7 protein-coding genes are annotated in these 15,973 nt (G+C 75.0%); all 7 read left to right on the top strand.

Annotated features, from left to right (window positions below; translation table 11 throughout):
- The first annotated feature begins 417 nt into the window (after positions 1–417).
- The 7 genes from VFW71_03650 to VFW71_03620 are packed head-to-tail and all read left to right on the top strand — an operon-like array spanning position 418 to position 15,972.
- The gene (locus VFW71_03650; protein HEU5001860.1) at positions 418–7,578 is read left to right on the top strand and encodes an SDR family NAD(P)-dependent oxidoreductase; all 7,161 of its coding nucleotides are present in this window, start codon (positions 418–420) and stop codon (positions 7,576–7,578) included.
- The gene (locus tag VFW71_03645; protein ID HEU5001859.1) at positions 7,571–10,606 is read left to right on the top strand and encodes a 4'-phosphopantetheinyl transferase superfamily protein; all 3,036 of its coding nucleotides are present in this window, start codon (positions 7,571–7,573) and stop codon (positions 10,604–10,606) included. The genes VFW71_03650 and VFW71_03645 overlap by 8 nt, the downstream gene beginning before the upstream one ends.
- The gene (locus VFW71_03640) at positions 10,603–10,926 is read left to right on the top strand and encodes a phosphopantetheine-binding protein (GenBank protein HEU5001858.1); all 324 of its coding nucleotides are present in this window, start codon (positions 10,603–10,605) and stop codon (positions 10,924–10,926) included. Before VFW71_03645 ends, VFW71_03640 begins: the two co-directional genes overlap by 4 nt.
- A gap of 1 nt (position 10,927) precedes the next feature.
- Positions 10,928–11,800, top strand: a complete 873-nt coding sequence (locus VFW71_03635; GenBank protein ID HEU5001857.1) for an alpha/beta hydrolase — start codon at positions 10,928–10,930, stop codon at positions 11,798–11,800.
- Between the two features lie 7 nt (positions 11,801–11,807).
- Positions 11,808–12,980 carry a glycosyltransferase gene (locus tag VFW71_03630; GenBank protein ID HEU5001856.1) on the top strand — a complete coding sequence of 391 codons (1,173 nt, stop codon included), beginning with the start codon at positions 11,808–11,810 and terminating at the stop codon, positions 12,978–12,980.
- On the top strand, positions 12,977–14,848 hold the full coding sequence (locus VFW71_03625) for a class I SAM-dependent methyltransferase (protein ID HEU5001855.1): 1,872 nt from the start codon (positions 12,977–12,979) through the stop codon (positions 14,846–14,848). Before VFW71_03630 ends, VFW71_03625 begins: the two co-directional genes overlap by 4 nt.
- A complete protein-coding gene (locus VFW71_03620; GenBank protein ID HEU5001854.1) occupies positions 14,845–15,972 on the top strand; it encodes a hypothetical protein in 1,128 nt (375 codons plus the stop codon). Before VFW71_03625 ends, VFW71_03620 begins: the two co-directional genes overlap by 4 nt.
- The last annotated feature ends 1 nt before the right edge of the window (position 15,973 follow it).

Raw genomic sequence — 15,973 nt, 5'->3', positions numbered from 1 at the left:
ACAGAATTGGAACCCTGCGCCAACGCCGAGTGAATTCGCTCATTTGCCTCTTGCGAGAGGCCTTATGCTCACAGTTGAATCCGCCAATCAGGTCGATAGTGGATCCGGGCAACGGCCACATTGGACGAACCCCGCTGAGAGTCGGCCTGATCGGCCGGAGGACGCCAAACCGCTGTCCGGCGGCCGTTACCCGGGACTCACCTCCCGGTCGTACCACCCCCGGATGGACGCAGCACCGCAGTGCACTACCGCAGTACAGCACCGGCAAAACCCGGGCTTCAGGGAACTGCTGAATCGACCGATAAACGATTTTGTCTCGCGTTAGCGACGGGAGTTGAGGGAATGCCGCGACCCAGGCAGGCCGCCCCACACGAGACCACCAGTGCCGCGCGCACGGCGCATGATGGTGAGGCATTGATGCCCCATTCGACCTCGTGCCAAATCTCCGACCGCGTTGTCGCCATCACCCCGTTTGAAACCCCCAATTCGGGGATCGTTATCGCCGCCCTCCGGGCGGGAGCCCTCGGAGTACTCGATCTGGGCCGTGACCGTCCCGACGCAATCGCGGCGCTGGCCGGCGTCCAACGATTGAGCGATGGGCAATTCGGGGTGCGGGTACCCACCGGCTGCCCGGTCCAACCGGCCGAATTACCAGAGGCGGTCACCACCGTGGTCCTTGGGGCGGGACCGGACCAGGCCGGGCGCCTGGAGGACTGGGGCGCCACCGGCCGGCGCCTGCTGGTCGAGGTGGTCTCCCGGGACGAGGCCCTCGCCGCCCAGGCCCACCCCGGCGTGGCCGGGCTGATCGCCAAGGGGTCCGAGGCGGGCGGCTGGGTGGGCGACGTGTCCAGCTTCATCCTCCTCCAGCAGCTCATGGCCGAACCCACCCTGGCCTGCCCTATCTGGCTGGCGGGCGGCGTCGGGCTGCATACCGCGGCCGGCGCCGTGGCGGGCGGGGCCCGGGGCGTGGTGCTGGACAGCCAGCTTGCCCTGACCGCCGAGGCCGCCAGCCGCCTCCCGGGAGCGGTCATCGCCGCGCTCCGGGCGATCGACGGCAGCGAGACTGCGGTCCTCGCCGGGCACCGGGTATTGGCCCGGCCCGATCTGGTCGCCGGGCGACCGGTGCCGGACAGCCCGGCGATCATGGCCGCTGCGGTGGGCGTCGACGTCCGGGACGGCTGGCTGCCAACCGGCCAGGACGCCGCCTTCGCCCGCCCGCTGGCCGACCGCTACCGGACGGTGGGCGGCGTCCTGCAGGCCGTCCGGAGCGCCATCGCCGACGACATCGCCGCAGCCGCCCACGCCGAGCCCCTCGGGCCGGGCAAGGGCCTGGCAGCCGCCCACCCCGGGCTGTCCCTGCCCGTGGTCCAGGGGCCGATGACCCGGGTGAGCGACCGGGCCGCCTTCGCCGCCGCAGTGGCCGGGGCTGGGGGCCTGCCCTTCCTCGCCCTGGCGCTCATGCGGGGGCCGGAGGCCGCCGAACTCCTCGCCCACACTGCAGGCGAACTGGGCGATCGCCCCTGGGGCGTGGGCATCCTCGGCTTCGTCCCCGCCGAGCTGCGCGCCGAGCAGCTCGCGGTGGTCCGGGCGGCACGCCCGCCCTTCGCACTCATCGCCGGCGGGCGTCCCGGGCAGGCCGCCGAGCTGGAGGCTGCCGGGATCGCCACCTTCCTGCACGCGCCTTCGCCGGGCCTGCTCGACGCCTTCCTGGCGGCGGGCGCCCGCCGGTTCGTGTTCGAAGGATCGGAGTGCGGCGGGCACATCGGCCCCCGCGCCAGCTTCCCGCTGTGGGAGGCCCAGATCGGGCGGCTGCTCGAGTTCGCCGCCGCCCACCGCACGGGTCCCACCGGGGCGCCCGCCCTGGAGATCCTCTTCGCGGGCGGCATCCACGACGCCCGCTCGGCGGCGATGGTCGCCGCCCTCGCGGCTCCCCTGGTGACCGCTGGTGCCCGGATCGGGGTCCTCCTGGGCACCGCCTACCTGTTCACCGAGGAGGCGGTCGCCGCCGGGGCCATCCTCCCCGGTTTCCAGCAGGCCGCCCTGTCCTGCACCGGGACGGTGCTGCTCGAGACCTCGCCCGGCCACATCACCCGGTGCGGGCACACCCGCTACGTGGACACCTTCGCCCAGACCCGGGACGCCATCGCCGCCCGCGGCGCTTCCGCCCAGGACCTGTGGGCCGAGCTGGAGGAGCTCAACCTCGGCCGGCTCCGGATCGCCAGTAAGGGCGTGCGCCGCGAAGGCGGCCAGCTGGTGTCCGTGCCTGGGGAGACCCAGCGGGACGAGGGAATGTTCATGCTCGGGCAAGTCGCCACCCTGCGTGCCCGCACCACCACCCTCGGCGCCCTGCACGCCGAGATCACCACCGCAGGTACGGAATTTCTTCGCGAAGCGGCCCGCGCTACGATCTACCCGGCAGCTCCCCAACCAACGTTGGGCTTGCCTGCTCAACCTTTCTCTAGTGCCGGGGTGGCCGTGGGAGTGGACAGGCGCACGGCTGGCCCGCGGGCCGAGCCGCTCGACATCGCGATCTGCGGGATGGCCTGCGTCCTGCCACAAGCAGGCGGGCTTGCCCGCTACTGGGCCAACATCGTGGCCGGGCGTGACGCGGTCACGGAACTCCCGCCCGGACGGTGGGACCCGGCTCGATACTACAACCCTGAGGCGTACAGGGACAGCGCGGGATCGGCAACACCTTCCAAATGGGGGGGATTCATCCCGGCCGTGCCCTTCGATGCCCTCGCCTTCGGCATCCCGCCCTCCTCCCTGGCGGCGATCGAGCCGGTCCAGTTGCTCGCTCTTGAGGTGGCGGCCCGGGCCCTGGCCGACGCCGGCTACGACCGCCGCCCCTTCGACCGTGAGCGGGCGTCGTGCGTGTTCGCCGCCGACGGGGGCTCTGGGCTGCAGGGGGCCTACGGCTTCCGGGCGCTGTACCCCTCCTATTTCGGGTCCCTTCCGCCCGAGCTCGACGCCCACCTTCCCCGCCTGACCGAGGACTCCTTCGCGGGCGTGCTCAGCAATGTCATCGCCGGCCGCATCGCCAACCGCCTGGACCTGGGCGGGGTGAACTTCACCGTCGACGCCGCCTGCGCCTCGTCGCTCGCCGCCCTCGACGTGGCGTGCAAGGAGCTGGTGAACGGCAGCAGCGACCTGGTGCTGTGCGGCGGGGCCGACCTGCACAACGGGATCTACGACTACCTGATGTTCGCCTCGGCCCACGCCCTGTCCCCCACGGGACGGTGCCGCACCTTCGACGCCTCGGCTGACGGCATCGCCCTGGGCGAGGGCATCGTGTGCGTGGTCCTGAAGCGGCGGGAGGACGCCGAGCGCGACGGCGACCGGATCTACGCCCTGGTGCAGGGGGTGGCCGGCTCCAGCGACGGGAAATCCCTCGGCCTCACGGCCCCCCGGGCGGACGGCCAGAAGCGGGCGCTGGAGCGGGCATACGCCGCCGCCGGGGTCTCGCCCGCCGCGGTCGGCCTGGTCGAGGCCCACGGCACGGGCACGGTGGTGGGCGACCGCACCGAGCTGGCCTCGCTCACCGCCGTCTTCGATGCCGCCGGCGCCCGGCCCGGGGCGTGCAGCCTGGGGTCGGTCAAGTCGCAGATCGGCCACACCAAGTGCGCCGCCGGCCTCTCGGGGATCGTGAAGGTGGCCCAGGCGCTCCACACCGGCGTGCGGCCGCCCACCGGGCGGATCGCCGAGCCGAACCCGGGATGGGACGCCACCACCAGCCCCTTCGCCTTCGACCAGGAAGCCCGGCCGTGGGTGGCGGAACCCGCCGCGCGCCTCGCCGGCGTCAGCGCCTTCGGCTTCGGCGGCACCAACTTCCACGCCGTGCTCCAGGGCTACGGGGGCGCCGACGTCCCGGCGCACGGCTTGCACGAGTGGCCCGCCGAGCTGTTCTGCTTCCGGGGTGGCACGCCCGCCGAGACCGCCGGGGAACTGGGCCGGCTCGCCGCCCTCGCCGCGGCCAACGATGGCGCCGGCCGGCCGTGGAGCCTGCGTGACCTGGCCGCCACGACGGCCGCCGAACCGGGGGCACCGGTCCGCCTGGCCCTTGTGGCGGAGAGCCTGGACGACCTGGCCGGCAAGCTCGCCTCCGCCGCCCAGCGGCTGAGCCAGGGCGACCTGGCCACGGACCGGGGCGCCGGCCTGTTCGCCGGCGCCGCTCCCGGCGCCGGGGCCGCTCCCGGCGCCCCCGCAGGGGGCAGCGTCGCCTTCCTGTTCCCGGGCCAGGGCAGCCAGCGCCCGGGGATGCTGGCCGACCTCTTCGTCGCCTTCCCCCGCCTGGGCCACCTCCTCCGCGGCGATGCCGCACCCTACGCCGAGCTGCTCTTCCCCCCGGCGGCATTCACCCCGGCGGGCAAGGCGGCGCAGCGGGCGGCGGTCACCGACACCGCCGTGGCACAGCCGGTCATGGGGATCGGGGGCTCGGCGGTCTGGGAGCTGCTCACCGGCCTCGGGGTGGAGCCGGCCATGGCGGCCGGCCACAGCTACGGCGAGCTGGTGGGCCTCGCCGCCGCCGGGGCCATCCGGCCAGAGGATCTCCTGCCCCTGGGGGCCGCCCGGGCGGCGGCCATCCTGGAGGCCGCGGGCGACGACCCCGGCACGATGGCGGCCATCAAGGCGAACCGGGCCACGGTGGAGGCCGTCCTCGCCGACGTTTCCGCCCACGCCCCGACCAGCGCCGGGGTGGTGATCGCCAACGACAACGCCCCCGAACAGGTGGTCATCTCGGGCCCGACGCCGGCGGTCACCGCCGCGCTCGCCGCACTCGAGAGTGCGGGCATCGCCGGGCGGCCGATCCCGGTGGCGTGCGCCTTCCACAGCCCCGTGGTCGCCGGGGCAGCCCCCGCCTTCGCCGCCAAGCTGGCCCAGCTGCCGATGGCCGAGCCCCGGATCCCGGTGTGGTCCAACACCACCGCCCAGCCCCACAGCGCCGACCCGGACGCCATCCGGGCCCTCCTCGCCCGGCAGGTGGCCGAGCCGGTGCGCTTCGTCGATGAGATCGAGGCGATGTACGCCGCCGGCGCCCGGGTGTTCGTGGAGTGCGGGCCCGGACGGGTTCTGACCGGCCTGGTGGGCAGCATCCTCGCCGGCCGCCCCCACACGGCGGTGGCCATCGACATCCCGGGCGAGCCGGGTCTCCGCCGGCTGCTGCTGGCTCTGGCCGAGCTGGCCGCCGCCGGCGTCCCGGTGGACACGCGGCCGCTCTACGCCGGGCGGGACATCCAGCCTGCCAGCGTGGACGCGGTGCCCAAGCGCCCGCAGTGGACGGTGGACGGGCACATGGTGCGCACGGCAGCGGGCGAGCCCGTCCCCGGCGGGATGCGGGCGCCCGTGGACGTCGCGCCGCCGACGGCGCCCCCCGCCGCAGCACCGTTCGCGCCTCCCACCCTCTCCCTGCCGCCGCGGGCTCATGCCGCCCGCGGGACGGGCGGCACGGGAGGGGCGGGCGACCGCGACGCCGCGGTTCTCGAGTACCTGCGTTTCACCCGGGAAGTGGTGGCAGCGCAGCGGGACGTGATGCTGGCCTACCTCGGCGGCACCCCCGCACCAGCAGCCGGCGCCAGCGCGGCCGAGCTCACGGCTGCGCCGCTCGCCGCAGCGCCTGAGCCCGCCCCGCCCGCCCGCCAGCCCGCCCGCGGGCCGGAACCGGAACCCGCCCCACGCGAGCCGGGCGCCGCCTGGTCCGAGGAGGCCATCACCGGCGCCATCCTGGCCATCGTCGCCCGGCGCACCGGGTACCCGGCCGAGATGCTCGGCGCCCAGCTCGACCTGGAGGCCGACCTGTCGATCGACTCCATCAAGCGCACCGAGATCGTGATGGAACTGGGCGGGCAGCTGCCCCCAGGCGGGGCGCTGAGCATCGAAGCGCTGATCGAGGGCCTGTCCCGCTTGAAGACCATCGCCGCCATGACCAGCTGGATCCTGGCCCACGCGCCGGCACAGGCCGCACCCGGGACCACTCCAAGCCCCGCATCGGGCACGGAGGCGGCCGCCGGTCCGCAGGGCCGCCCCCGGCGCTACCTGATCGAGGTCAACGCCACCCGGGACGAACCTGCCACCGGGCCGGCGAGCGTCGACGTCACCGGGCTGCGCTTCGTGGTGGTCGACGGGGGCACCGCCGCCGGCGAGGCCACCCGTGCGGCCCTGGTTGCGCGGGGCGCGCACGCGGTGCTGGTCGAGGAGGCCAGCGAGGCCGCCTGCGCCGGCGTCGACGGGCTCGTCTCGCTGGAGGCCCTGCGCCCGGGTGCGCCTCCGGTCCTCCCCCAGGCCTTCGGCCCCATCCGGGCCGCCGTGGTCGGCGGGGCGCGCATCCTCGTGCTCGCCACGGGCACGGCCGGTCGCTTCGGGGCGGCGTGGGATGGCACCGGGGCCACCGACCCCACCCCGGGTCTCGGGGTGCGCGGGCTGGCCCGCACCATCGCCCGGGAGTACCCGGACGCCGACGTGCGGGCGGTCGACATCGACCCGGCGGACCCGCCGGAGCGCATCGCCCAGCACCTGCTGGCCGGGCTGGGCTCGCCCCGCGCCCACACCGGACCGGTCGTGGGCTACATGAACGGGACCCGATCGGACCTGAGGGTGGTCGCGGCGGACTTCGCCCGGCCGAGTGGTGAGGCCTCCCCCACCACCTTGCAGGCGGCCGCTGAGGCCCTGGGGCTGACCGCGGACTCCGTGGTGCTGATCACCGGCGGCGGCCGGGGCATCACCGCGGCGTGCGCCGCCGCCCTCGCCGGCGCCACCCACTGCCGCATCGAGCTCCTGGGCCGCACCCCGGTCCCTGACGCCCCGGAACCGCCCCACACGGCGGGTGCCGCCGGCGCCACCGCCCTGCGCGGCGCGCTGGCGCGGGCCGGCCTGACGGCGCCCGCCGAGATCGAGGCGGCGCTGCGGGGCATCCTGGCGGCGCGGGACCTACGGGCCACGCTGGAGCGCGTGGGTTCGTCCGCCACCTCGGTCCGGTATCACGCGGCCGATGTCACCGATCCCCGTGCCGTGCGACGCGTCGTAGACGACATTCGGGCGCGCTGGGGCAGGCTGGATGGGATTATCCATGGCGCCGGGGTGCTGGAGGACCGCCTGCTGGCAGACAAGACCCCGGAGAGCTTCGCCCGGGTTTTCGCCACGAAGGTCGACGGCGCCCGGGCCCTCCTGGCCGCGCTGGCCGGCCAGCCGCCCATCGGCTTCTTCGCGCTCTTCGGCAGCGTCTCGGGGGTCTTCGGCAATCCCGGGCAGGCGGACTACGCCGCCGCCAACGACGCCCTGGACACCCTGGCCCGCATGTGGTCGGGGGCCGCCGAGGACCGGGTGGCGCACCGGGTGGTGGCCCTGGACTGGGGCCCCTGGGCAGCCCTCGCCGGCGGCATGGTGACCCCGGAGCTGGAGCGGGAGTATGCCCGCCGGGGGATCGCCACGATCTCCGCCGAGGACGGGGCGACCGCGCTGCTCAGCGAGCTGGCCTGGGGAGACCCGCAGCACTGCCAGGTGCTCTACCTGGGTGACGCGGAGGATCCGTTCGCCTTCACCCGCCCGCCGGCGCAGCCGGAAGGTCGTGGCGCCGGTGCCTGACCGCCTCCCGGAGGTCCTCCTGGTCTCGGCCCCGTCGGCCCCGGAGATGGCCAGCAGGCTGGACGACGCGCTCGCCGGGCGCCCAGGTGATGCGGCCGGGCCCTGCCGGCTCGCGGTGGTCGGCCCCACTCCGGAGCGCCTCGCGCTGGCCCGCAAGGTGATCGGGCGGGGCAGCCCGTGGCGGGGCCGCAATGACGTGTGGTTCACGCCCCAGCCGATGCTGTCCGCGGGAACAGGACGTGTGGCCTTCCTCTTCCCGGGATTCGAGCCTGACCCGATCCCCCCGGTCGATGACGTCGCCGCCCATTTCGGCCTCCCGCTCCCCGCCAGCCAGGCCGACCTCCCCGGGAGCCCGGGCATCATCGGCCAGGCGGTCGACATCGTGGCCGTCAACCAGTTGCTGGCGGGCGTGCTGGGCGAGCTGGGCATCCACGCGGACGCGCTTGCGGGCCACAGCCTGGGCGAGTGGACGGCCATGCTCGTCTCCGGGATGTGCGACTTCGAGGCCATCGACGCCTTCTTCGCCCCGGTCCGGCGGGGCGATGCGGCGTTCCCGGACGTCTGCTACGCCGCTCTGGGCTGCAGCGCGGAGCGCGCGGCGGCGGCCATCACCGGCCTGGAGGGTGTGTTCGTCTCGCACGACAACTGCCCCCACCAGTCGGTGCTGTGCGGCGACCCGATGGCGATGTCGGGCGCGCTGGAGGCCCTGCGCCGGGTGGGGATCCTGGGGCAGCCGATGCCCTTCCGGTCGGGCTTCCACACCCCGCTGCTGGCCGAGTGCCTGGAGGCGGGGCGGGCCGCCTTCGCCGCCCTCCGCCCCCGCCCGCCCTCGGTCCCGGTGTGGTCGGCCACCGCAGTGGCCCCCTACCCGGCAGACCCGGACGCGCTCCGGGACCTCGTCGTCCGCCACCTGCTGGAGCCGGTCCGTTTCCGGGAGCTGGTCGAGCGGCTGTACGCCGACGGCGTGCGGGCCTTCGTGCAGGTGGGCGCCGGGAGCCTGGTGGGCTTCGTCGAGGACACGCTGGGGCGCCGGGAGCACCTGGCCGTCGCCGCCCAGGCGCCGGGCCGGGCGGGCCTCGAGCAGCTGGCCCGGGTGGCCGCAGCCCTGTGGGTGGAGCAGGCGCCCGGGGTCGGGGGCCTGGTTCCCGAGCGGGTGCTGCGCCTGGACCCGGTGGCCACCCAACCGGGCATCCAACCGGCAGCCCAACCCGCGGCAGGGCACGGTGCCCCCCCGGTGGCGGCACACCCGGTGCTGTCCGCCTTCGAGAGCGCCATGGCGGAAGCGGCGGCGGCCGCCCGGGACGTGGTCGAGGCGTGGCACCGGGCCACCGCCGCCCCGGTGCCGCTCCCCGTACCCGAACCCACAGCAGGCGGTGCACCGGTGGCGGTCGCCCGCCGGGAGCGGCGGTTCTCCTTGCAGTCCATGCCCGAGCTGCGCGACCACTGCCTCTTCCCCCAGCCGCCGGCATGGCCGGACGACACCGACCGGTTCCCGGTGGTGCCGGTCACCACCCTCCTCGAGGTGATGGCCCAGGAGGCGGCTGCCCACCTGCCCGGCTTCCAGGTGACCGGCCTGTCCTCGGTGCGAGCCCTCAAGTGGCTGGCGGTGGCGCCTCCGGTCAGCGTGCCGGTGGAGGTTGCCGTCCTCGACTCCGGGGTTGAGTCCGGAGTTGAGTCCGGGGTTGAGTCCGGCGGGGCGGGGGGCCGGGTGCGGGTCACGCTGGTGGGCTACGCCGAGGGCACCGTGGAGCTCGCCCCCGCCTATCCGCCACCGCCCACCCCCCGGGACGGCCAGATCCAGGGCGAACGCCCGCCGGCGGCCACGGCGGCCACCCTCTACGCCGACGGCTGGATGTTCCACGGCCCCGGCTACCAGGGCGTCTCGGCCATCACCCGCTTTGGCGACGACGGCATCGAGGGGACGCTCGTCACCCTCCCGGCGCCCGGGGCCCTGCTGGACGCCGCCGGGCAGCTCGCCGGGCACTGGGCGCAGGCGTGGGCGACCACCGACCGGCTGGCCTTCCCGACCGGGATCGACGCCGTCCGGTACTTCGGGCAGCCCCCGCAGCCCGGCCAGCGGCTGCACTGCTCGGTCCGGGTCCGCTCGTTCAGTGCCAGCACCCTGCGGGTGGACTTCGACGTGCTGCACGCCGATGGGACGGTCTGGGGCCGCGTCGAGGGCTGGACCTGCCGGCGCTTTGCCACCGACCACCGGACCTGGCCGGCGGTGCACACGCGGCCCGCGGCCAACACCATCGGGCAGGCGCAGCCCGGGTCGTGGTGCCTGGTCCACGAGCGGTGGCCGGACGGCGGTTCCCGGGACTACGTGATGCGCCGGTACCTGACCGCCGCCGAGCGGGCCGCCTTCGAGGCCCTCGGCCCCCGCGCCCGGGGGCCCTGGCTCCTCGGCCGCATCGCCGCCAAGGACGCCGCCCGGATCTGGCTGTGGGAGCACGGCCACGGCGAGTTGTTCCCCGGCCAGATCGTGGTGAGTAACGACCCGGACGGTCGCCCCCTGCTGCGCTGCCTGACCGGCGACCCCGGCTCGGAGCTGGCGGTCTCCCTGGCCCACACGGCGCACTCCGCCGCCGCGATCGTGCGCCCGGCTGGCCTGACCCTCCCCGGGATCGACCTCGAGGCGGTGTTCACCGAGACCCAGGCCGCCACCGTCGAGCCGGCCGCCCTGACGGCGTCGGAGTTGCTGCTGATCGAGCACCTCTCGGCGGGGGTCGCGTCCGAGCGGCTCATCTGGATGACCCGGGCCTGGACCGCCAAGGAGGCCGTGTCCAAGGCACGCGGGACGGGCCTCCAGGGCCGCCCCAAGGACTTCGTCGTCACGGGCGCGGACGGGAGCGACCTGTTCGTCACCGTCGCCGGGACGCCACCCTACCGGGTCCACACGTCGCTCGTGGCCCCCGCCTCGGCCGACAGCCCGACCCACCTGGTGGCGTGGACCGTCGCCGCCGGTCAGCCCCTCACCCCCAGTACCGATCGTTTCGAGGCACGCACCGTCAGGAGGCACCCATGAGCACCCCGTCCCCGCTGGATTCCGACACCGCCGTCGGCGCAGTCGTCGACGCCCTCGTCGAGGTCATCGGCGACGAGTTCCTGATCGACGTCGAGGTCACCCCCGCTACGAGCTTCGGTGGGGACCTCGGCCTGGAGAGCATCGAGTTCGTTGCCCTGGCCGAGCAGCTCACCAACCGGTACTCCGGTCGGGTGGACTTCACCACCTTCCTCGCCGGGCTGACCATCGACGAGATCCTGGCCCTCACCGTCGGCCAGCTCGCCGACCACATCACGGCCTCCCTCGCCCGCCCGGTCACGCAAGGCACGTCCGTTGGCTGAGGTGGTCGCCAACGGCGTCCGGCTGCACGTGCAGCGGTTGGGCGGCACGCCGGCACCCGGGCTGGGCCCGGTGGGGCCGGGGGGGGCGGTGTGCGGCCCCGTCCACCGCGGGCCCCAACCGCCCTTCGTCGTGTTCATCCACGGATTGTTCGTCGACAACATGTCCAGCCTGTACTACAGCTTGGCCAACCCGGTGGCCGCGGCCGGCTGCGAGGTTCTCCTGTACGACCTGCGGGGCCACGGCCGTTCGGAGCGCACACCCGACGGCTACACGATGGACGACTCGGTCGCCGACCTGGTCGGCCTCCTGGACACGCTGGGGGTCGACCGCCCGGTGCACGTGGTGGGGCACAGCTTCGGCGCCTCGATCGCGCTGCGCACCGGGCTCCAGCACCCCGAGCGGGTGGCCAGCCTCGTGCTGATCGAACCCCACATCGCCGGGTCGGAGGACGGCGGGAGCTGGGTGGACGACGTCGCCGATACCCTCACCGCCACCGCCCTCAGCTTCGAGCAGGTCTCGGTCCCCGGGGACCTCCCGGGCGCTGCCCGCCGGCGCATGCGCACGTTCCAGGCGACCAACGACTTCCTGAACGCCACCACCCTCATCGAGGACGTCGCCGCGGCCCCGCCCTTCACCGAGGAGGAGCTCAGCCACCTCGTCTGCCCGACCCTGGTCGTGTACGGCGAGCACACCGACTTGGCCTCCTCGGTCCGGGCACTGGCCATGCACGCCCCCGCCTGCGAGATCAACGTGTTCGGCGGTCTGGGCCACGCGGTGCTGCGCGACGCCTGCCGCCAGGTTCTGGACCTCCTGGTTCCCTGGCTGGAGCGGCCCCGGGAGCCCCGGGCCGACGAGATCGAGCGCGCAGGATGAGGGCGGGATGAGTCGCTTCCTCTTCGCCGTCCCCCCGTTGGCGGGCCACGTCAACCCGACGATTGCCGTGGGCCAGGAGCTGGCCGGGCGCGGGCACGCCGTCGCGTGGGTCGGCCATCCCGGGGTGGTGGGCGCGCTCCTGCCCGCCGGGTGCGACCTGTTCGCGGCCGGGGAGAGCATGCCGGCGGCGCACCTGGACCAGATGCATGCCCGCTGGCGAGGCCTGCAGGGCTGGGCCGCCCTCAAGGCGCTGTGGGAGGAGGTCCTGCTCCCGGTGGGCGACGCCATGGTGGGCGGCGTGGAGGCCGCGGTGTCGTCCTTCCAGCCCGATGTCCTGGTGGCCGACCAGCAGGCCCTCGCCGGCGCCGTGGTGGCCCGCCGGCGGGGGATGGCGTGGGCCACGTCGGCAACGACCTTCTCCGAGCTGACCCGCCCATACGCCGGCATGCCCAAAGTCGAAGACTGGGTGCGCGACCTGGTGATTGCGTTCGCCGAGCGCCACGGCCTGACGGGCGCCGACGCGCGGCGCAGCGACCTGCGCTTCTCCGATGCCCTGGTCCTGGTCTACGCCACCCAGGAGCTGGCCGGGCCGGTGGAGGTGGCCTGCACCCCGGCCTTTGTCGGCCCGGCGATCGGCCCGCGCCCATCCGATGCGGGCTTCGCCTGGGAGTGGCTCGATGGCCGCCCCCGGGTGCTGGTCACCCTGGGCACCCAGAACGGGGATGCAGGTGCGCGCTTCTTCGGGGTCGTGGCGCACGTCGCCGCCGCCCGGCCGGGTGTGCAGTTCGTCTTGTCGGCTCCGCCGTCGGCGCGGCCCGAGGGCCTGCCGGCCAACGTGCTGGTGTGCGGGCGGATCCCCCAGCTGGCGCTCCTCACCGAGATCGACGCCGTCGTGTGCCACGGCGGCTACAACACCGTGGCCGAGGCACTCGCCGCCGGGCGGCCCGTGGTGGTGGCCCCGATCCGCGACGACCAGCCCTTGATCGCCGACCGCGTGGTGGCCAACGGCGCCGGGCTCCGGGTGAGCTTCCGCCGGGCCCGAGCCGAGCAGCTGGGGACCGCGGTCGATGCCGTGCTCGATGACAGCTCCTTCCGGGAGGCCGCCGCCCGGCTGGCGGCATCCTTCGCCCTGGCCGGCGGCGCCCGGGCGGCCGCCGACCGGCTGGAGAAGCTGGCATGAGCGCCCTCGGCTTCCCGATCGCCGACCCCTGGGCGTGGATTGCCCCCCTGATGGTGCTCGGGATCCTCCTGAACGGCCTGCGGCTCCGCGGGCGCGCCCGGGGGCTGCCCCCCCTGCAGGCGGCACCGGAAGGCGACGCCGGGGAACAGCCCGAGTTCCTGGTCGCCCAGGGAGTGGCTGTGGACCCCGGCCTCCGGCGGGTGGTCGCCGCCTACGCCGCCCGGGAGCACCTCGATGTGGTCGACCTCATCCCCCGCGATCTGCCGGCGGACGCCGCGCTCAGCCTGCTGCGCAACGTGGACCCGGCGACCTACAGCACGGAGCGCCTGGCCCCGGGCCGGAGCGCCGGCCAGGCGGTGCTGGTCAGCCCGGAGGTGCTGCGCCGGGCGGCGGTCAAACGGGCCGACGCAGCAGCCCCCGAGGCGCTCCTGGCCGACGTCGTCGAACTCAAGAAGTGCGCCCCGGCGTCTACCGCTCTGGTGACCGTCCCGGGCCTGCGCGCGGGCGACCCGGGCGGGCGGCGGGCCCGGCTGCACGCCTCGGCGATCCCGGTGCCCGCGGCCCTGGCCGCCCCCCTCCTCGCCTACATCGCGCTGGCGGTCGGCGTGGTGGCGAACCCCGGGTGGGGGATCGCCGCCCTCGTCCTGTTCAGCGTCCAGCCCTACCTGATCTTCGCCGGCAGCGGCCTGCGCCCCCGGGACCTCCACACCGCGGCGCTCGGCCGCCTGGTGTGGGACCCCGCCCAGTGGCTGCGGGCCGCCTTCGGCCCGCTCGGGACGGTGGCCGAGGCCGAGCGGGCACAGAAGCGGGCCCGCATCGAGCAGGCCCGGCCCGCCTACGCCGCCGACATCGCATCCGGGGTGGACCACTACTTCGAGCCCCGGCGGGCGGACTGCCCGTGGTGCGGCTCGGCCGACCTCGCCCAGGAGGTCTCGACCCCGGACCTGCACCAGGGCAAACCAGGGCGCTTCGTCCTCGACAAGTGCCGGGCGTGCGGGCATGTCTTCCAGAACCCCCGGCTCACCATCGACGGGCTCGACTTCTACTACCGGGACTTCTACGACGGCGCGGGCGCCAACCAGCTCGAGGGAGCCTTCGGCGCCCAGACCCGGACCTACCGGGAACGGGCCGAGACCCTGCGGGCCTACATCCCCGCCCCCAGCAACTGGCTCGACGTCGGGACCGGGCACGGGCACTTCTGCACCGTCGCCCGGGACGCCTGGCCGCACGTGGCCTTCGACGGGCTGGACATGACCGACGGCATCGACGAGGCCGCCCGCCGGGGCTGGGTGGACCATGGGTTCCGTGGGATGTTCCCGGATCTTGCCGGCGAGCTGGCCGGCCGGTACGACGTCGTGAGCATGTCGCACTACCTGGAGCACACCCGGGAGCCGTTCGCCGAGCTGGAGGCCGCCAGCGCCGTGCTGCGCCCCGGGGGCCACCTGCTGATCGAGGTGCCGGACCCGGAATGGCCCGCCGGTGGCCTGTTCAAGCGCTACTGGCTGCCATGGCTGCAGCCCCAGCATCAGCACCTGATCCCGGTCGAGAACCTCAAGCGGGCGCTCACCGAAGGGGGGCTGGAGGTGGTGGGCGAGCAGCGCGACGTGGGCCGGGTCAAGTTTGACGTCACCTCGGCGGCCTACCTCCTCCTGCACCCACTGACCCGGGACCCCGACACCCCCTGGGCGCGCCGGGCGCCGGGGGCTGGCCGCCAGCTCGTGCGGGCGGTGGCTCTGGCGGTGGCCGTGCCCCTGATGGCCGTCGCGGTCACCGCCGACTGCCTCCTGGGCATCCGCCACACCCGGCACTCGAACGCCTACCGGGTGATTGCCCGCAAGCCGTTGGAGCGGGCCGGGGTGCCGGCGTGACCATCGCGACCGCGCCCGAGACCGGGGGCGCCCTGGGTGCCGCCCACGACGACCAGCTCGACCTGCACGAGCGGCTGGTGGGCCTGTTCTTCAACCGGGCCTTCGGGGCCGACCCAGCAGCCATCTGGAATGCGCCCGCCCCGCTGACCATCCTGGGCGGCGGGGTGCGGGGGCCGAGCCTGGCGCTGCCCACCCGGTGGCGGGCCATGGTCGCCGGCCGGGTGCGGGAGGACGGGGCCATCCGGATGTTCCTGCTGGAGTCCCCCGAGGAGCCCGTGCACTTCTCCCTCGACGAGCCCGACCTGGAGCAGCGCGAGTTGCCCGGGACCGCCCGCCTGGTGCTGCAGGTATCCCGGGCATTGCGCCGGGCCGGGTGCTGCGCCGGGGCGGACCTGCTGACCTACGGCAACCTGCCCGACGGCGTGGGCCCCGCGGTGCGCCCGGCGCTGGCGTGCGCGGTGGCCCAGGCCCTGGTCGGGGTGTCGGGGGCGGCACTCCCGCCCGCCGACGTCCTCGCCGCCCTCGCCTCTCTTGCCTCCGTCGACCCCGACGGCGGCGGGGTGGGCCCGGACGTGGCCCTGTGCCCCGCCAGCCTGCTCGGCACCCCGGGCACGGTGGCGCTGGTGGGGTCCGGGCTGGGGTCCGGGCTAGGGTCCGGTCTGGGGTCGGTTTCGCCGGCGGAAGGCCTGCAGGAGGTTCCGTTCGATCCCCGTGCTTCCCGGCTGCGCCTGGTCGTCATCTCGCTGCGGTCGGGACCCGGTACCCCGCCGCCCGCAACCTGGGAACCGGGCACCGACGAGAGCTCCCTGGCCCCGGAGGGTTTCGCCCTGTTGAGCGGCCCGCCCGGCGTATCGGTGGGTCCCCGGCTGGGCGCGCTCCTCTCGGCTGCCCACCGGGCGTCGCGGGCGGATCGGGAGCCGGTAGCAGCCGACGACATCGTGCCGATCGCCGTCGGGGCGGGCGCCTACGGGGCCCGGACCACCTCCTCACGCACCGCCCTGGCTGTCGTGCCCACCCCGCTCGTGCCCACCGTCCGGGCAGCCGTGACGCACTGGTTCGCCGAGCACCGGGCCGCCGCCCCCCGCTTCCTCACCACCGCTGGGCTGCCCCTCCAGGAGGTCTAGA

The sequence above is a fragment of the Actinomycetota bacterium genome (genome assembly GCA_035765775.1).
GTDB lineage: Bacteria > Actinomycetota > CADDZG01 > JAHWKV01 > JAOPZY01 > DASTWV01.
Note: the sequence above shows the minus strand (reverse complement) of the source record. Positions and strands in the feature narration are given on the sequence as shown.